This window comes from Mesorhizobium sp. 43Arga, from assembly GCF_053714255.1.
The window spans coordinates 324703-342378 of sequence record NZ_JBSKBO010000007.1 but is presented as its reverse complement, the minus strand read 5'-3'; the positions used below and the strand labels follow the sequence as shown (position 1 = coordinate 342378).

Genomic DNA, 17676 nt, shown 5'->3' with positions numbered 1-17676 from the left:
ATAGGTTCCGCCGAAATTCCGGCTAGAGTCGGATGATTTCAGGTCAGTTCGACCTGAAATCATCCGACTCTAAATCAAGAAGTAGAGCATGATGTCGTCCGAAAACCGCTTCACACTTTTCGGCATCGTGCTCTAAGCGCTGGAACTGCAATCCAAGCAAAGGTATCGAATGCCGAAGGAAGAAGTCCTCGAGTTTCCGGGTGTCGTGACGGAATTGTTGCCCAACGCGATGTTCCGGGTGAAGCTCGAAAACGAACACGAAATCATCGCCCATACGGCCGGCCGCATGCGCAAGAACCGCATCCGCGTGCTGACTGGCGACAAGGTTCTGGTCGAGATGACGCCATACGACCTGACCAAGGGCCGCATCACCTACCGCTTCAAGTAAGATCAAGGCTTGGCCGGAACGCGATGAGCATTTTGCAGAAGCTGGTGCTTGCCTCGGGTTCGCCACGCCGCATCGAACTGCTGCAGCAGGCGGGCATCGAGCCGGACCGTATCCTGCCAGCCGATATCGACGAAACGCCGCTGCGGGCCGAGCATCCGCGCTCGCTGGCCAAGCGCCTATCGACGGAAAAGGCCGAGAAGGCGTTCGCGTCGCTGAAGACCGAGACGGATTATGCGCCAAGCTTCGTGCTGGCCGCCGATACCGTGGTCGCCGTCGGGCGGCGCATCCTGCCCAAGGCCGAAACGCTGGACGATGCCGCCAACTGCCTTGGGCTGCTGTCCGGCCGCTCGCACCGGGTCTATTCCGGCATCTGCCTGATCACACCGGGCGGCAAGCTGCGCCAGCGACTGGTCGAGACGCGGGTGCGTTTCAAGCGGCTGCCGCGCGAGGAGATCGAAGCCTATGTCGCCTCGGGCGAATGGCGCGGCAAGGCCGGCGGCTATGCCGTCCAGGGCCTCGCCGGCTCATTCGTCGTCAAGCTGGTCGGTTCCTACACCAACATCGTCGGCCTGCCCCTCTATGAGACGGTGGCCCTGCTATCGGGCGAAGGCTTCAAGATCCATCAGAGCTGGCTGACCGCACGGCTATGAATTCCGACTCCAAAGTCACGCCGCTGCGGCCAAAGCGTCCCTGCCCCGAATGCGGCAAGCCGTCGGCGCGCGACACCTTTCCGTTCTGCTCGGCCCGCTGCAAGGACATCGACCTCAACCGCTGGCTGAAGGGCGCCTATGTCATCAAGGCCCGCGACGACGAGGAGGAACCCGAGGCCGACGAGCCCAACTAAGACCGAGATCGCCCGTCAGGCGGCCTCGGTCTTGCGGCTCACGCGCGCCCAGGCCGGCAGCCAGTCGCCGTGAGCGGCCAGGAGATCATCGACCAGTGACCAGATCTGGTCGAGGTCGAGTTCGGCCGCCGTGTGCGGATCCATCATCGCCGCATGATAGATGTGCTCGCGGTTCTCGCTCATCAGAGCTCGCACCGTCAGTTCCTGGACGTTGATGTTGGTGCGGATCAGCGCCGTCAACTGCGGCGGCAGATCGCCTATATAGGTCGGCTGAATGCCGGAGGCATCGACCAGGCACGGCACTTCGGCGGCGCAGTCGCGGGGCAGCGAGGTGATGCAGCCATTGTTGCGGACATTGCCGTAGATCACCGACGGTTCGCCGGTCCAGACCGAGTTCATGATCGAGGAGGCATACTCCTTGGACTCCTCGACCTCGATGCGCTGGGCCGAGCGGTAGGCCTGCGCCTGGTCTTTCCAGCGCTCGATCTGCTCGATGCAGCGCTTGGGGTATTCGTCGAGTGGAATGCCGTATTTCTCGATCAGATCGGGGCGACCCTCCTTGATGAAATAGGGCGTGTATTCGGCGAAATGCTCCGAGCTCTCGGTGACGAAATAGCCGAGCCTGGTCAGCATCTCATAGCGCACCTTGTTGGGGCAGCGCGGATTCCAGCCCGGCTTGGGCGCACGGCCTTCGCGATAGGCGCGCACGAGATCCGGATAGAGGTCGCGGTAGGAGCCGTCGGGCTGGCGGTGCTCGAATTTCAGGTAGAAGGCCATGTGGTTGATGCCGGCCGAGCGGTAGCGGATTTCGTCATACGGCAGGGAGAGGTCGTGAGCGAGTTCCATCGCCGTGCCCTGTACCGAGTGACAGAGCCCGACCTGCTTGATGGACGGGTATTTCTCTGAAATCGCCCAGGTGTTGATCGCCATCGGATTGACATATTGCAGCATGATCGCCTCAGGGCAGACAGCGAGCATGTCCTCGCAGATCTTCCACAGATGCGGCACGGTCCGGAGGCCGCGCATGATGCCGCCGACGCCGAGCGTGTCGGCGATCGTCTGGCGCAGGCCGTATTTCTTCGGCACTTCGAAATCGGTGACGGTGCAGGGCTCGTAGCCGCCGATCTGGAAGGCGACGACGACGAAATCTGCCCCGGCAAGGGCCTTGCGCTGGTCGGAATAGGTCTCGGCCTTCGCCTTCGCGCCGAGCGTCGCGATCAGCTTGTTGACGACGATGGCGCTCTCTTCCAGCCGCTGCGCATTGATGTCCATCAGCGCGATCGTCGCGCCCGAGAGGGCTGGCCGCTGCAGCACGTCGCCGACAATGTTCTTCATGAACACGGTCGAGCCGGCGCCGATGAAAGTGATCCTGGGATGTCTTGCCATGCTAACCTCCGGCATATGTTCAAGCCACGTCGAAAGCGGCTCGGACGAGCCGTTCGGTGTAGGCGGTCTTGGGATTGGTGAGGACCTCGTCGACGGGTCCCTGCTCGACGATCTTGCCGTGCTGCATGACGATGACGCGGTGGCACAGCGCGCGCACCACCTTGAGGTCGTGCGAAATGAAGAGGTAGCTGAGGCCGCGCTCGTCCTGCAGCTTGCGCAGCAGGTCGATGATCTGCGCCTGGACGGAGAGGTCGAGCGCGGATGTCGGCTCGTCGAGCAAGATGAGTTCGGGTTCGAGCGCGATGGCGCGGGCAATCGCGATGCGCTGGCGCTGGCCGCCGGAGAATTCGTGTGGAAACCGCGAAAGAATGTCGCCCGGCATGCCGGCGCTGACCAGCGCCTCACGCACCCGGTCCACCCGCTCCCCCCGCGTCGCGCCGAGGCTGTTGACGATCAGCCCTTCCTCGATGATCTGGCCGATCGTCATGCGCGGGTTGAGCGACGAGAACGGGTCCTGGAAAACGATCTGCATGCGCGAGCGCAGCGGCCGCATCTCGTTGCGCGACAGGCCTTGGATCGGTTGGCCGTCGAAACGGATTTCGCCGCGCCTGGCGTCGATCAATCTCAGCAGCGCCTGGCCGAAGGTGGTCTTGCCGGAACCGGATTCGCCGACCAGCCCCAGTGTCTCGTGGCGGCAAAGCCTGAGGCCGAGATCGTCGACGGCGACCAGTTCGCGCCAGTCCGGCTTCAGGAAACCGCCATGGCGCAGCATGAAGCAGACGCGCACATCATTCGCCTCGAGGATGGCGCCGCTGCCCTCAGGAAGCGGCTGCGGACGCCCGCGCGGCTCCGCGGCGAGCAGCCGCTGCGTGTAGGGGTGCTGTGGGTCCGCAAACAGCCGTTCGGTGACGTTGTGCTCGCACATCGCGCCATGCTGCATGACATAGACATAGTCGGAGAATTTGCGCACCACGGTGAGATCGTGGGTGATCAGGATCACCGCCATCCGCAGTTCTTTCTGCAGATTGCGGATCAGGTTGAGGATCTGCGCCTGAACCGTGACGTCGAGCGCGGTGGTCGGCTCATCGGCGATCAACACGTCGGGATCGTTGGCCAGCGCCATGGCGATCATCACGCGCTGCCGCTGACCGCCCGAGAGCTGGTGCGGATATTGTTTGAGCCGTGCTTCCGGCTCGGGAATCTGGACGTGCCGCAGCAGCTCGAGCGCCCGTGCCCAGGCCTGCCGGCTGCTCACCTTGCGATGCACCCGGATCGCCTCGACGATCTGACTGCCGACCGTATAGATCGGGTTGAGCGAGCTCATCGGCTCCTGGAAGATCATCGAGATGCGGTTGCCGCGCAGCTTGCGCCGCTCGCTCTCGGGGAATTTCAGGATGTTCTGGCCGTCGTAACAGATGCTCGATTTCGGCGACACGGTGGCCCGGCGCGACAGCAGCCCCATGACGGCGCGCGCCGTCACCGACTTGCCGGAACCGGATTCGCCGACGATGGCAATCGTCTCGCCGCGATAGAGCTGGAACGAGATGTCCCTGACCGCTTCGACAACGCCGTGCTCGACCTTGAAGGCGACCTCGATGTTGCGGGCGTCGATGATGGGCTGGTCCTGGCGCCCGTCATGGTCATGACGAACGATGGGTGCGAAGGACTCGGCGAGTACGACGGTCATCCCAGCCACCTCAGTACGGATCGACGGCATCGCGCAGGCCGTCGCCCAGCGCGTTGAAAGCAAAGACGGTGGCGAGCACGAAACCGACCGGCGACAGGATCCAGGGATAGGTGCCGATGACGGAATAGGTCGCGGTGTCCTGCAGCATCAGGCCCCAGGAGATCAGCGGCGGCTTGACCGCGAAGCCGAGGAAGCCGAGGAAGCATTCGAGCAGCACCACCGTCGGGATCGCCAGGGTGACGGCGACGATCACGTGGCTCATCACATTGGGCAAGATGTGCTGCAGGATGATGCGCCGGTCGGTGGCGCCGACCGCCATGGCGGCGCGCACATATTCGATGCGCGCCAGCGCCAACGTCTTGCCGCGCACCTCGCGCGACATCTGCGCCCAGCCCAGCGCCGACATGACGATGATGACGAAGGCGAGGAAGACATTGGTCGGCGCGGTGACGGGGATCAGCGTCGTCAGCGCCAGATAGAGCGGCAGCTGCGGGAAGGCGAGCACCAGTTCGACGAAGCGCTGCGTCCAGATATCGAACCGGCCGCCGAAATAGCCGGAAACCATGCCGACGGTGGTGCCGATGACGGTGATGATGAAGACGACCGTCAGCGCGATCATCAGCGAGACCCGTGAGCCATGTATGGCGCGCGACAGCACATCACGGCCGAATTTGTCGGTGCCCAGGAAATGCACCGGCTGGCCGTCCATCGAGGCGAAGAAATGCCGGTTCGCCGGGATCAGCCCGAAGAGCTTGTAGGGCGCGCCCTCGGTAAAGAAGCCGAGCAGCCTTGGATGGTCGTAGTCGGGCCCGACAATGGGCTGGAAGGTGACCGGATCGAGGTCGGCCGAATCGGCCAGCGCATAGACCCGCGGCCGCGCGACGAAATTGCCGTCCCTATCATGGAAGGAGGGCAGTTGCGGCGGCGCGAAGCCGACATCGGTCGCCTTCGGGTCCATCGGCGCCAGGAATTCGGCGAACACGGCCATCACCAGCAGCAGCACGACGAGCCAAAGCCCGGCCATGCCGGTCCAGGAGCGCTTCAGCCGGCGCCAGACGAGCGCGATGTAGCTTTCATTGCCGCGGGCCGGTTTGGCGACGATGGGCCCTTCGGCGGGCAGCGGCGGCGGTGATGGATCGCGGGCCAGCATCTAGCTCTCTCCGTATTGGCGGATGCGCGGGTCGAGCAGGACGAGCAGCATGTCGGCGATGATGTTGCCAACAATCAGCGTCGCCGCCAGCACCATCATGAAGGTGGCGGTGACATAAACATCGCCGACCGCCATCGAACCGACAACCGCCGGGCCGACGGTCGGCAGCGCGAAGATGATTGCCGTCTCGATCTCGCCGGTGAGCATATAGGGCAACACCACGCCCTGGTACATGACGAGCGGATGCAGCGCATTGGGCACCGCGTGGCGCATGACGACGGCGCTGCCGGTCAGACCCTTTGCCCTCGCCGTCTCGACATATTGGGCGTTGAGCGTATCGAGCAGATTGCCGCGCATGACACGCATATTGTAGGCGAGGCCGCCGAAAGTGGCGATCGCGACCACCGGCCAGACATGCTTGACCAGGTCGACGAACTTCGCCCACGACCATGGCGCACCGCCAAATTGTGGCGAGAAGAACGACCCGATCTCCGACACGTTGAACTGAAAGACCAGCAGATAGACGATGATCAGCGCCATCAGGAAGCGCGGCACCGTCATGCCGAGGAAGGCGATGGCCGAAAGCGTCGAGTCGATCCAGGTGTATTGCCTTGTCGCCGCCCATATGCCGAAGGTGATGCCCAGCACCGAGGCGAGCAGATGGCAGACCAGCGCCAGGAGCAGCGTGCGCGGCAGGCGCTCGCCCACCACATCGGCGACCGGCTTGTTGTAGTAGAGGCTGTAGCCGAAATCGCCGCGAGTAATGATGCCGCCGATCCAGTTGAGGTACTGAACGGGCAGCGGCTTATCGAGGCCGTGTTCGACGCGGTAGGCCTGGGCCTGCGCATCGGCCTCGGCGAAGGAGGCCCCGCCCTGGTTGATCAGCTGCGAACGGATGTAGTCGGCATAGTCACCAGGTGGCGCCTGGATGATGGCGAAGGTGACGAGGCTCAGGATTGCGAGGACCGGTATTGCCGACGCTATGCGCATAGCCAGAAATCGCAGCATGGACGGTCGGTTTCCTCATTTCGCCGGACGCTCCCGTTGAGGGTCGTTCGGAGGGTTGGTTTGCCCCGGCCGCGCCAGCGGCGCGGCCGGGTCTCTTTTGGTCAGGGGAGGTAAATTTACATCGGACCCTTGTCTCCGGGCTTGCCGGGGAGCTCCTGCGGGAACAATTCGTATTTCGCCTGCTTGTCGGCCGCGACGAAGACGCGTTCGCGGACGATCGAATCCTCGGCCCAGTTGAACATGAAGATCGGCGTGCCCTGCGGAATGTTCGAGAAGCGCTTGTTGACGATCAGCGCGCCGGGATATTCCGTCAGGCCGACATTGTAGACGTGTTCGGTCGAGATCTTCTGGAACTCTTTCATCAGGCTGGCGCGTTTGTCATTGTCTTCCGACGCGACAAACTTGTTGACGATGTCGACCAGGTCTTTTTCGAAAGGCATCAGGTCGACCTCGCCGCTTTCCGGCGCGCGGTGGTTCCAACTGGTCTTCGGACCGACAGGCGCGAGCTGCTCGGTGTTCTGCACGACCGAGGTCAGTTCCTGGTCGTTGCGCCGGATCAGCCAGTCGAAGCGGCCGGAGTATTGCGAGGCATCGCGCTGGGTGCCGTTGAGACCGTTGAGCACGACCCTCAAGCCCAGCTTTTCCATCTGGGCGACAACACCTTCGGCGAGGCTTTTGTCGGTGCCGTAGTCGTTGTTGACCAGCATCACGATCTCGACGTTCTTGCCGCCGGCGGTGCCGGCCGGGAAGTTCACGAAACCGTCGCCGTCGGTATCCTTGAGGCCGGCCTTGGCGAGTTCGGCCTTGGCGCCAGCAAGGTCGAACGGATAGTAGACGGTCGACTTGCGGTCATAGAAGCTGGTGCCCGAGGAGAAGCCGCCGGGATAGATGGCGGTGAACGGCCCCTTGACCAGGGAGTCGCCCAGCGCCTTGCGGTCGAGCGCCATGGTGACGGCCTTGCGGAAATCCTCGTTGCGGTTCAGCTCGCGAACCGCCTGGCTGCGTTCGTCAGGATTGCCCCAGCCATTGGCCGAAAAATTCATGCGCAGATTGTAGCCAATGAGGCGTGGACCGAAGGCGAGCCGCGCCGGCGCGTTCGCTTCAGCGGCGCGCTTCAACGAGGCGACAAAGTTCTCCGGCTGCTCGAGGTTGGAGAAGTCGCCCGAACCGGCGACCGCCTGGACGTCGCGGTCGGCCCAGGTCGACAGCTTGTACTGCAGCTCGTTGAGGTAGGGCAGCTGGTTGCCTTTCTCGTCGACCTTCCAATAATAGGGGTTGCGGCGCATGACGATGATGTCGTCCGGCCGGTATTCGACCGGAACCCACGCGCCCATCACCGGCATGTTCATATATTCCGGCGGAAAGGCGTTCTTGAACTGGTCGTAGGTGTTCTTCGAATATTTCGGATGCTGCGGTTTCAATATGTGCGCCGGGCCGGGGCAGAACGTGCCGTAGGCCATGGCGTAGAGATACTGTTTCGGGAAAGCGTCCTTGAAGGTCCACTCGACGGTGTAGTCGTCGATCTTCTTCAGCGTCGTGCCGACGCCGAAGGTTTCCGGCGTCGCGCCATTGAGCGGCGAGACGTTCGGGTCGACCACCTCGTCATCCCAATAGAACATGACGTCGTCGGCGTTGAAGGCAACGCCATCGGACCATTTGGCGCCCTCGATCAGATGCATGGTCAGCTTGTGGCCGTCCTTCGACCAGTCCCAGCTTTTGGCGAGGTTCGGCAGCGGCTCGGTGTCCTTGGCTTCGACCTGGAACAGCGGCGCCGTGCGCGTCAGGCATTCGGAAAGACCGATATCGATACCGCCCCAGCCTTGCGTCTGGCCGGCGCCGTAGTTCCAGCCTTCCGGCCGGCCGCCGATGACATGGCGCATGGTGTCACCATAGACGCCGATTCCGTTGGGCATGTTGGCCGTCTTGAAGACCAGCGGCTCCTTCGGCAGCCTGTCCTTCACCGGCGGCAGTTTGCCGGTCTTGACGTATTTTTCGGTCACCCAATCCGGCTCGTGATATTCCGGCAGGGCCTTGAACTCCAGGATGGAGTCGCGCGCGACGTATTTGATCTTGCCCTCGGCCGGAAAGGTCGCCGGCACCGGTGGGACTGTTGGCTCTGAAGCGTATGCGTTGAGTGCCGGAACCGAGACGCTCAGCGCCAGTCCGGCGGCAATGCCAATGCTGCGTAGGTTTCTCATAGTCTCCTCCCTCATGTTCAGACGTTTTCTGCTGCTCATCTCAGCCTGGGCGGCTCAATGCGATGGACCTGCCTCCCAAGGTCCGTCGCAGCGCCCGGGGTTTCAGCCGGCCTGTTTGAGCGCGGCTTTCTCCGCGCGCAATTCCTCGATCGAGCGCACGTTTCGCCGCGCAGCACCCGCCCATTCGCGGGTCTTGACCGCGGATTTCGACAGCCGCTCCTTGGCGGCCGGCACCGCATGCGCATATTGCGGCAGCCATTGAGCCTGGGCGACGACCATTTCGTCCACCATCTGCCAGACTTCCTCCGGCGTCGATACCGCGCCGACCAGCGGGTCGTGCAGCACGGCGAGCTTCAGGAGATCGATGTCGCCTGATATCGCGGCGTGGACCGACATGCGCTGGACGTTGATCGAGGACATGCAGGTGGCCGCACAGGCTTCCGGCAATGTGATGCCGGCGGCCATGTTGATGCCGAAACGGTCGACGAAGCCGGGCGACTCGACGATGGCATCCTGCGGCAGATTGGTGATCACGCCATTGTTCTTGACATTGAAATGGCCGCGATAGACGCGATTGGTCTCCAGCGCCTCCAATATGTGGCTGGCGTGTTCGTTGGAGCGCTTGGCCGGATCGATCGGCTTCGACGCCGCTTCGAGGAATTGCGGATACTCCGTCTCGAACCAGTTGCGGGTTTCGGTGGAGTAGCGGAGATAGCCGCCGGTCTCGCCATGGATCCAGTCCGACATATCGATCCAGCGGGTGATCTCGTCGGGCCGCTTGCGGTACCAGGGCAGATATTCGGAGAGATGGCCATTGCTCTCGGTCGAATACACGCCGAAGCGCTTCAGGACATCGATGCGCAGCTTTTCCTGCTGCGAATAGACCGGATGCGCCTCGAAGGCGGCAACCAGCTCATCCTTGCCGATCTTGCGACCGTTCAGCCGCAGATCGATGAACCAGGTCTGGTGATTGATGCCGGAACAGACATAGTCGAGCTCGTGCCTGGACTTCGCGCCCAGCACCTCGGCGATCTGCTCGGCGCCGTGCTGGACGCCGTGGCAGAGGCCGACCGTGTCGACCTTGCCGTACTCGATCGCCGCCCAGGTGTTCATGGCCATTGGATTGGCATAGTTGAGGAATTTGGCGCCTGTCGCGGCGACCTCACGTATGTCCTTGCAGAAGTCGAGGATCACCGGAATGTTGCGCTGGCCATAGAGGATGCCGCCGGCGCAGATGGTGTCGCCGACGCATTGGTCGATGCCATATTTTAACGGAATGCGGATGTCGTCGGCGTAGGCCTCCAGACCACCGACCCGCACGCAGCTGATGATATAGCGCGCGGCTTCGAGCGCCTTGCGGCGATCGGTTGTCGCCGTCACCCTGGTTGGCAACCCGTTCGCCTCGACGACCTTGTCGAGAATAGCCTTGATCATCCCGAGATTGTGTTCGCTGAGGTCGGTCAGCGCGAATTCGATATCCCTGAATTCGGGCACGCACAGGATGTCGGTGAACAGTTTCTTGGTGAATCCGACGCTGCCTGCACCGATGATAGCGATTTTGAAACTCATCAGCCGTACCTTATCCTATTCCAGTGACAGGCCGGGAATGACAGGGGTGGGTCGCAGCCGCATGCCCTGGCATGTGTGCGGGACAAGCCGGATTCCGGCCTGCCAACCTCCCTGTCCGCTCCTCGCCTGCGGATCTCTCTCGCTTTTCGAGGGGGATTATGCCCTTATTCACGAGCGCGACCAGAGAAGGATTATGCTTTCAAGGGTAATTTTGTGCTACGAGATTTGATCGCCAACGGACAGTCGATGCGCACCATCTCGCTGCCGCGCGGCCGGCAGCGCCTGCATGCCATGCCGACAAGCACCGGCTATGAGGTGCGCGAAGACGAGATCTATGACTGGGACGGACGCAAACGCGGCCAGACGCCGTTCACCGTGCTCCAGCACACGATCAGCGGCACCGGCCGGCTGCGCTACGAAAATCGCAACTACCGCCTGCAAGAGAACGACACGCTGCTGGTCCTGGTGCCGCACAACCACCGCTACTGGCTGGCGAGCGACGAGCGCTGGGAATATTTCTGGATCTCGATGAACGGCGAGGAGGCGCTGCGCATCCACAAGTCGATCCTCAGTATCTCCGGTCCAGTGTTCCGCCTTAAGCCAGCGACAATCGATCACCTTGCCGATTGCAGCCTGCGCCTCATCAAGGGGGCTGCGTCAGCGGGTGCCGCGTCCGCTGTCGCCTACGAGGCGGCGATGGCGCTCTATGACGATGTCTTCGGCTCGCATGCCTTCGCCGAAAAACTGAGCGCCATGCAGCCGGTCATCGATCATATCAACGCCCATCTCGACAAACCGCTGCCGGTGGCGGAGCTCGTCCAGATCAGTGGCCTCAGCCGGGCCCATTTCTCACGCTGCTTCGCCGAGAGCGAAGGCCTGCCGCCCGCCGAATTCGTGCTGCAGCAGCGCCTGCAGCGGGCGGCGAAGCTGCTGACCAAGGCCGACTTCCTGCCGGTGAAGGAAGTTGCCATCCTGTGCGGCTTCGAGGATGCGAACTATTTTTCGAAGGTCTTCCGCCGCCTCTACGGCACAACGCCCAGCCAATTCCGCACCACCGGCATGTATGCCAATCTGCGGACGCCGGCCAGGCGCGGCGTCAGGGTGTCGGACGACGAGACCTGACGCCGCTTGAGGCCTGTTCCATCAAGCCGCGTGCAGGCTGCCGCCATCCAGCCACTCGAGATCGGCAGGCGAAAGCGCGATGTCCAGCGCCCGCAGGCTGTCTTCCAGCTCACCCAGCGTGCGCGGCCCGATCAGCGGAACCGACGGGAAAGGCTGGTTGAGCACATAGGCCAGAGCAACATGGATAGGGCTCTTGCGCAGCCGCGCGGCGAGCTCGATGGCGCGGTCGCGGCGGCCGAAATTGCGCTCCGAATACCAGACCCGCACCAGTTCCTCGCTGTCGCGCCTGTCGCGCCCGGCGCGCTCTGTGAAGAAGCCGCGGCCCTGGCTCGACCAGGCGAAATTCGGCATCTGGCTGGATGTCAGCCAGGCCTTCCAGTCGTCGGTGGACGAGGCGACGCAACCCGCCCAGATCGGCTCCAGCATTTCGGCCAGCGAAAAATTGTTGGAGAGCGCGCCGGGCTTCTGCTTGCCGGTGCGCTCGGCATAGGCAATCGCCTCATCCATGCGCTGCATCGTCCAGTTCGAGCCACCGAACGGGCCACGGATGCGACCGGCCTTCACCTCACGGTCCATGGCGTCGACGAACTCGCCGACCGGCACATCCGGATTGTCGCGGTGCATGAAGTAGACATCGACATGATCGGTCTGCAGGCGGTCGAGCGATTGGGCAAGCTGCTTGCCAATCACGTCGGGATAGCAGAGCGGCGAATGCGCCCCCTTGGCGATGATCACCGACTGCTCGCGCACGCCGCGGTTCTGCAACCACTGGCCAAGCAGCGTCTCGGTGTAGCCGCCGCCGTAGACAAAACCGGTGTCGAAGAGATTGCCGCCGGCCTCGAAGAAGGCATCGAGCAGGATCGAGCCCGAGGAGAACGTTCGGAAATCCTCGAAGCCGAGCGCCACCACCGATGCCGGCTTCGCCAGGCCCGGAATGGCGCGCTTGCCGATCGCCGTGCCGCCGGACCGCAAAGGCCTGCCGGAGATGGTGTTGGTGCGCAGCGGGGGCTTTTCGATCTCGTACTCCAGTCCGACCGCAGCGCGCCATCTGTCGAGCACGCGCAAGGTGCCGAGACTGTCGGCCCAATCCATGCCCGGCCAGGCGAACTCCTGCCGCCCGGCAAGGATGGCCCCGCCGGCGCCGTCGACCTCGAAGGAATAGACATGGCGCTTTTCATCGACGCTGATCGTCTCTCGCGAGCCGTCGGCGCCGATCACGTCGATCCGGCCGAGGCCGACATCGCGATTTCCCCCGGCGAACCAGAAGTCCGGCACTTCGATGCGGCCCTTGGTGCCGAGGATACGCAGCACATTGTCCTGGTTCAGCGAAATGCTGCAGGAAACCTCGGCGACGATGCCGCCGGGAAAATGCAGCAGCGCCGAGGCCCATTCGTCGACGCCGGACTGGCCAAGATGGGCGGTGCCAACCACCTTGTCGGGCTCGGCAAAGGGGAGACCGCTCGCAGCCCCGGCAATCAGCCGGGCCATCGAGACGGTATAGCCGCCGACGTCCAGTATGCCGCCGCCGGCGGAATCATTGGCGTAGAGCCGATGCTGCGGCATGAAGCCCGGCATGGCGAAGCCGAAGCTCGACTTGATCATCCTGATCTCACCGATGACGCCCGACTTGATCAATTCCACCAGTCTCAGCGTCTGCGGGTGCAGCCGGTACATGAAGGCTTCGCCGAGAAAGGTGCCGGCCTTGCGCGCGGCATGGAACATGGCGTCGGCCTCGAAGGCGGTCAGCGCCAGCGGCTTTTCGCACAGCACATGCTTGCCCGCTTCCGCCGCCCGGATCGCCCATTGCGCATGGCCAGGATGCGGAACCGCGATGTAGATGGCATCGATGTCGGGATCGGCAAGCAACGGTTCGTAGCCGTCGACGATGCGGGCGCCGGGAAAATTCCCAGCAAGGCCCGGCTTGCCCGGATTACGCGCGCCGATGGCGACCAGTTTTCCGGTGCGCGAAGCGGCCACGCCGCCGGCGAAGGCCTGCGCGATGCTGCCCGGGCCGAGAATGCCCCAGCGAATGGGCGTGGTTACGGTCATTGTCATTCTCCTTGAAGGCTGGAAGGGGGCGGCCGGTCAGCGCAACCGCAGCCCATTTTCGTCGAACAGGTAGGATTTGCGGATGGAAACGGTGACCTCGGAGATGGTGGGAACTTTCGCGGCGTCGCGCTGGATCACCACGTCTTCGCCATGGGCCGTTCGGGCGTAGAGAAAGCTCGTGCCGCCGAGATGCTCGACCACGTCGATGGCGACGACAAGGTCGGTGTCGCCCTCGCCGGCGCTGCCGAAATGTTCGGGCCGCACGCCGACGATGACCTTGCTGCCCACTTCTGGCGCGGCGCCGGCCAGTGGCTGGGTGATACGGGTTTTCTCCTGGCCCGCCAGCTCGACCACGACCCCACGCGCATCCTGCCCGACGATTTGCGCCTTGATGAAGTTCATCTTCGGCGAGCCGACAAAACCGGCCACGAACAGATTGTCGGGATCGTCATAGAGATCGAGCGGCCGGCCGATCTGTTCGATATGGCCGGCGCGCAGCACGACGATCCGGTCGGCGAGCGTCATCGCCTCGGTCTGGTCGTGTGTGACGTAGATCATCGTGGCGCCGAGTTCCTTGTGCAGGCGCGAGATCTCGACCCGCATCTGGACGCGCAGTTCGGCGTCGAGATTGGAGAGCGGCTCGTCAAACAGGAACACTTGCGGCTCGCGCACGATGGCGCGGCCGATGGCGACGCGCTGGCGCTGGCCGCCGGAGAGTTTCCTCGGGCGCCGGTCCATCAATTCGCTGATGCGCAGGATCTCGGCCGCGCGCTTCACCCGCCGGTCGGTGTCGGCCTTGGGGTTGCCGGTCATGCGCAGCCCGAAGGAGAGGTTTTGCTCGACGCTCATATGCGGATAGAGAGCATAGGACTGGAAGACCATGGCGATGCCACGATCGGCCGGCTCGACATCGTTGACCCGTTTGCCGCCGATGGCAATCTCACCGCCGCTGATGTCCTCGAGCCCTGCGATCATCCTGAGCAGGGTCGACTTGCCGCAGCCGGATGGACCGACGAAGACGACGAACTCGCCGTGCTTGATGTCGATGTTGGCGCCATGGACAACTTCGAAGACGCCGAAGCGCTTGACCACATTGCTCAGCGTAACGGTTGCCATGCTGCCTCTTACTTGACTGCGCCGGCGGCGATGCCGGCGATAAAATGGCGCTGCAGGAGCACGAAGACGATCAGCATCGGCACGGTGAGCATCACGGCGCCCGCCATGATACCGCCCCACGACACTTTGGTGAGGCCGATCAGCGTGCCAAGCGCCACCGGCGCCGTCATCGAACCGGGCTGACTGTTGATCAAAAGCGGCCAGAGGTAATTGTTCCAGGAGGCGAGGAACAGGATGATGGCGAGTGCGGCCAGCATCGGCCGCGCCAGCGGCAGCGCGACAAAGAGGAAAATGCGCCACTCCTTCACACCTTCGACGCGGGCGGCGTCGAACAGGTCGTCCGGCATCATGGAGAAGCTCTGGCGCATGAACAGCACGCCGAGCGAATTGAACAGCGGCGGCACGATCAGCGCCACCCAGGTGTTGGCGAGTTGGAAGTCGCGCGCCACCATGATGAATTGCGGGATCAGCACCACCGCATAGGGCAGCGTGATGGTGCCGAAGATGATGCCGACAACCACACCTTTGCCGAAGAACTGGTAGCGCGCCAGCGCCCAGCCGGCCATCGACGTCAACAGCACCGACAGGAAGGTGTAGGTCACCGCCACCGAAACGGAGATGCCGATGGCGCCGACGAAATTTGTGTCGCGCTGCAGATTGTTGAAATTGTCGACGAAATTGCCGTGCGGCAAGAGCTCGATGCCGGGGCTGAAGATGCCGTTGTCGGGCATGGTCGAGAACACGATCATCATCCACAGCGGGAACAGCCAGATCAGCGCCAGCGGGGTGAGGAAAAGATGCAGCGCGATGCTGCGCCTCAGGCGGGCGGAGGAGAGCGAACTCATTGCTTTTCCCTCGTCAGCCACAGCTGCACCAGCGTGATTGCGATTGCCAGCGCCGCCATGGTGTAGGCGACGGCCGAGGCATAGCCGAAATTGAGCGACCGAAACCCCTGGCGGTAGAGCAGCAGGCCGAGTGTCTCGGTGCCGCCACCCGGGCCGCCGCGCTCGGTGATCAGGAAGGGCTCGGTGAACAATTGCATAGTGCCGATGATCGACAGCACCAGGCAGAACACGATGACCGGCTTCAGGAGCGGCAAGGTGATGTGGAAGAACTGCTTCAGCTTGCTGACGCGGTCAAGCGTCGCCGCCTCATAGACATCCTCGGGGATGGATTGCATGCCGGCCAGAAGGATGATGGCGTTGTAGCCGGCCCAGCGCCAGGTGACCGCGATCATGATCAGCGCCATGGCCGGCGTGACATTGGAGAACCAGTCGATCTTGGGCAGCCCGACGCTGTTCAGGAGCTTGTTGACGATGCCGAAATCGAGGCTGAACATCAGCCGGAACACCGCCGAATAAGCGACCTCGCCGACGACGACCGGAGCGAAGAAGGCGAAGCGGTAGAGGCCCCTCGCCTTCAGCAGCGGCGAATTCAAAAGTACGGCCATCACCATGGCCAGCGCGATCATCACCGGCACCTGGATGACGAGGATGAGCAGCGTGTTCTTCAGCGCGTTGAAAAAGGCCGGATCGCCAATCAGCCGGCCCCAGTTGAAGCCCGGCGCAAAGCGCCAGGGCACGGTGCGTGTCGCCTGGAAGGAGATCATGAACGACGAGATGATCGGCCACACCCAGAAGACGGAGAAGATCAGCAGATACGGCGCCAGGAAACGATAGGCCGTGGCATTGCGGTTGCGCATCCTGCTCCTCCCCTCATATCCGGTGTTTCAGACAAGCTCGCAGGCGGAGGGTCCGGGAGGCAAGAGCCGTCCCGGACCCCGTCCCTGGGAGGTTATGATTTGACCGGCAATCCGGTCGCCGCCGCGATCTGTTTTGCGGCGTCGTCGAGTGCTGCCTTGGCATCAGGATAGCCGCCGGCCAGATATTTGGTCTGCACGGCGCGGACGATGATTTCGGCATCGCTCTGGAACTGCGTGCCGCGGCTGGGGACGACCTTGGGCAAGGTGCCCAGAATATCCTTCCACACCGGCTGGCCACCCCAATAGGGCAGGCCTTGGCCGACATAGGGGTCATTCAGCGCCGAGACCAGCGAGGGGACGAGGCCGAACTCCTTCAACATGGTGATCTGGCCTTCATTGGTTCCGAGCGTGTATTTCAGGTACTCGTAGGCCGCCTCCTTGTTCTTCGAGGCCGAGGTGATGGCCAGCGACGACCCCCCGAGATTGGCGGCTCGCGGACCGTCTGATGTGAGGCTCGGCATCAGATAGACGCCCCATTTGCCGTTTTCGCCGGCCGATTCGGTGCGGATGGTGCCTTCATACCAGCCGCCATAGACCTGGGTGGCGACTGTGCCTGCCGTGTTGTTGGTGATCTTGGTGCCCCAGTCGGCGGACGAGACGATGCCGGCGTCCTTCATCTCCTTGACCTTGGTCAAGGCGTCGACGCATTTGGGTTCGCTGACCGTAATCGACTGACCATCCTCGGCGAAATAGGCGCAGCCCTGCTCGTTGGAGATCATGCGGAAGAATTCGGTGTCGCCGTTGAAATCGGCGTTGGTCATCGACACACCCGGATTGGCCGCCTGGATCTTCTTGCCGGCGGCGATGAAGTCGTCCCAGGTCTTGATCGATGCCGGATCGACACCGGCCTTTTCATAGAAGTCGCGGCGATAGAAGGCGGCGACCGGGCCGGAATCCCACGGCATGGCATAGGCCTTGTCGCCGACCTCGAGTTCGGTGCGCTTGAAATCGGGGAATTTCTTCTGGTCTTCCGCCGTATAGCCCAGCGTGTGCAAGTCGACGAAGCAGTCGGGGAACTGGCTCCAGTAATTCTCGGCCTCGCCGTTCTCGATGGTGACGATGTCGGGCAGGCCGACGCCGCCGGCCGCACAGCCGGCGATCGACTTGTCATAGGTCGGCTGGTTGCCGAGATCCTGAACCGTGACCTTGATGTCGGGATGCAGCTTGTTGAAGCCGGCAACCGTGGCCTTCAGCGACGAAGCAGCGACATTCCAGCTCCAGATGGTGATCTCGCCGGACTGCGCAAAGGCCGGGGCTGAGCCCAGGACAAGCGCGAGCGCGGCGCAAGACAGTGTGATGCGCATTGAAATCCTCCCATTTCATTTGCTCTCTCTGCGAGCGTGGCTACACTATTCGGCGCGGAAGGCTTGTCGCCGACAAAGGGAATACGGAATTGG

The 17676-nt window shown here is 63.0% G+C and carries 15 protein-coding genes; 4 read left to right on the top strand and 11 right to left on the bottom strand.

All coding sequences use genetic code 11. The features are described 5' to 3' along the window. Positions 1-169: 169 nt before the first annotated feature. The 3 genes from infA to yacG are packed head-to-tail and all read left to right on the top strand — an operon-like array spanning position 170 to position 1232. A complete protein-coding gene (gene infA, locus ACWGS8_RS24545; protein ID WP_006200926.1) occupies positions 170-388 on the top strand; it encodes a translation initiation factor IF-1 in 219 nt (72 codons plus the stop codon). 23 nt (positions 389-411) lie between these two features. Next, the gene (locus ACWGS8_RS24540; protein WP_454583320.1) at positions 412-1038 is read left to right on the top strand and encodes a Maf-like protein; all 627 of its coding nucleotides are present in this window, start codon (positions 412-414) and stop codon (positions 1036-1038) included. Beyond that, on the top strand, positions 1035-1232 hold the full coding sequence (gene yacG, locus ACWGS8_RS24535; RefSeq protein ID WP_454583319.1) for a DNA gyrase inhibitor YacG: 198 nt from the start codon (positions 1035-1037) through the stop codon (positions 1230-1232). The genes ACWGS8_RS24540 and yacG overlap by 4 nt, the downstream gene beginning before the upstream one ends. A 15-nt stretch (positions 1233-1247) precedes the next feature. Here yacG and melA (ACWGS8_RS24530) read toward each other — a convergent pair whose 3' ends face one another. The 6 genes from melA (ACWGS8_RS24530) to melA (ACWGS8_RS24505) all read right to left on the bottom strand — a co-directional run bounded on the left by melA (ACWGS8_RS24530) (position 1248) and on the right by melA (ACWGS8_RS24505) (position 10230). Beyond that, positions 1248-2618 carry an alpha-galactosidase gene (melA, locus tag ACWGS8_RS24530; RefSeq protein WP_454583318.1) on the bottom strand — a complete coding sequence of 457 codons (1371 nt, stop codon included), beginning with the start codon at positions 2616-2618 and terminating at the stop codon, positions 1248-1250. Positions 2619-2637: 19 nt separating this feature from the next. Then, positions 2638-4305: an ABC transporter ATP-binding protein gene (locus ACWGS8_RS24525; protein ID WP_454583317.1), complete on the bottom strand. Its 1668-nt coding sequence runs from the start codon at positions 4303-4305 to the stop codon at positions 2638-2640. A gap of 10 nt (positions 4306-4315) precedes the next feature. Further along, a complete protein-coding gene (locus ACWGS8_RS24520; RefSeq protein ID WP_010914057.1) occupies positions 4316-5455 on the bottom strand; it encodes an ABC transporter permease in 1140 nt (379 codons plus the stop codon). Next, a complete protein-coding gene (locus tag ACWGS8_RS24515) occupies positions 5456-6463 on the bottom strand; it encodes an ABC transporter permease (RefSeq protein WP_454583316.1) in 1008 nt (335 codons plus the stop codon). A 116-nt stretch (positions 6464-6579) separates the two neighbouring features. Next, complete coding sequence (locus ACWGS8_RS24510; RefSeq protein WP_454583315.1) at positions 6580-8661, bottom strand: ABC transporter substrate-binding protein; 2082 nt, start codon at positions 8659-8661, stop codon at positions 6580-6582. A gap of 102 nt (positions 8662-8763) precedes the next feature. Then, complete coding sequence (melA, locus tag ACWGS8_RS24505) at positions 8764-10230, bottom strand: alpha-galactosidase (protein WP_454583314.1); 1467 nt, start codon at positions 10228-10230, stop codon at positions 8764-8766. A gap of 213 nt (positions 10231-10443) precedes the next feature. Here melA (ACWGS8_RS24505) and ACWGS8_RS24500 point away from each other — a divergent pair, with 213 nt between their 5' ends. Continuing rightward, entirely contained in the window at positions 10444-11352 is a 909-nt protein-coding gene (locus ACWGS8_RS24500) for an AraC family ligand binding domain-containing protein (protein WP_454583313.1), read from the top strand. A 21-nt stretch (positions 11353-11373) separates the two neighbouring features. On the opposite strand, the gene ACWGS8_RS24495 is transcribed toward ACWGS8_RS24500, so the two are convergent. The 5 genes from ACWGS8_RS24495 to ACWGS8_RS24475 all read right to left on the bottom strand — a co-directional run bounded on the left by ACWGS8_RS24495 (position 11374) and on the right by ACWGS8_RS24475 (position 17583). Next, positions 11374-13401, bottom strand: coding sequence for an aldo/keto reductase (locus ACWGS8_RS24495; RefSeq protein WP_454583312.1), 2028 nt, complete (start codon positions 13399-13401; stop codon positions 11374-11376). A gap of 36 nt (positions 13402-13437) precedes the next feature. Beyond that, positions 13438-14517, bottom strand: a complete 1080-nt coding sequence (locus ACWGS8_RS24490) for an ABC transporter ATP-binding protein (RefSeq protein ID WP_454583311.1) — start codon at positions 14515-14517, stop codon at positions 13438-13440. Between the two features lie 8 nt (positions 14518-14525). Further along, positions 14526-15362: a carbohydrate ABC transporter permease gene (locus tag ACWGS8_RS24485; protein WP_454583310.1), complete on the bottom strand. Its 837-nt coding sequence runs from the start codon at positions 15360-15362 to the stop codon at positions 14526-14528. After that, positions 15359-16219 (bottom strand): carbohydrate ABC transporter permease, encoded by an 861-nt coding sequence (locus ACWGS8_RS24480; protein ID WP_183456267.1) that lies wholly within the window; start codon positions 16217-16219, stop codon positions 15359-15361. Before ACWGS8_RS24480 ends, ACWGS8_RS24485 begins: the two co-directional genes overlap by 4 nt. Before the next feature lie 92 nt (positions 16220-16311). Then, on the bottom strand, positions 16312-17583 hold the full coding sequence (locus ACWGS8_RS24475; RefSeq protein WP_454583309.1) for an ABC transporter substrate-binding protein: 1272 nt from the start codon (positions 17581-17583) through the stop codon (positions 16312-16314). Positions 17584-17676 lie beyond the last annotated feature (93 nt).

Coding starts and splice junctions, on each gene's coding strand:
- ACWGS8_RS24490 (WP_454583311.1), bottom strand. CDS start 14,517: ATGGCAACCGTTACGCTGAGCAATGTGGTCAAGCGCTTCGGCGTCTTC.
- ACWGS8_RS24495 (WP_454583312.1), bottom strand. CDS start 13,401: ATGACCGTAACCACGCCCATTCGCTGGGGCATTCTCGGCCCGGGCAGC.
- ACWGS8_RS24515 (WP_454583316.1), bottom strand. CDS start 6,463: ATGCTGCGATTTCTGGCTATGCGCATAGCGTCGGCAATACCGGTCCTC.
- ACWGS8_RS24475 (WP_454583309.1), bottom strand. CDS start 17,583: ATGCGCATCACACTGTCTTGCGCCGCGCTCGCGCTTGTCCTGGGCTCA.
- yacG (WP_454583319.1), top strand. CDS start 1,035: ATGAATTCCGACTCCAAAGTCACGCCGCTGCGGCCAAAGCGTCCCTGC.
- infA (WP_006200926.1), top strand. CDS start 170: ATGCCGAAGGAAGAAGTCCTCGAGTTTCCGGGTGTCGTGACGGAATTG.
- ACWGS8_RS24520 (WP_010914057.1), bottom strand. CDS start 5,455: ATGCTGGCCCGCGATCCATCACCGCCGCCGCTGCCCGCCGAAGGGCCC.
- ACWGS8_RS24525 (WP_454583317.1), bottom strand. CDS start 4,305: ATGACCGTCGTACTCGCCGAGTCCTTCGCACCCATCGTTCGTCATGAC.
- ACWGS8_RS24485 (WP_454583310.1), bottom strand. CDS start 15,362: ATGAGTTCGCTCTCCTCCGCCCGCCTGAGGCGCAGCATCGCGCTGCAT.
- melA (WP_454583314.1), bottom strand. CDS start 10,230: ATGAGTTTCAAAATCGCTATCATCGGTGCAGGCAGCGTCGGATTCACC.
- ACWGS8_RS24480 (WP_183456267.1), bottom strand. CDS start 16,219: ATGCGCAACCGCAATGCCACGGCCTATCGTTTCCTGGCGCCGTATCTG.
- melA (WP_454583318.1), bottom strand. CDS start 2,618: ATGGCAAGACATCCCAGGATCACTTTCATCGGCGCCGGCTCGACCGTG.
- ACWGS8_RS24540 (WP_454583320.1), top strand. CDS start 412: ATGAGCATTTTGCAGAAGCTGGTGCTTGCCTCGGGTTCGCCACGCCGC.
- ACWGS8_RS24510 (WP_454583315.1), bottom strand. CDS start 8,661: ATGAGAAACCTACGCAGCATTGGCATTGCCGCCGGACTGGCGCTGAGC.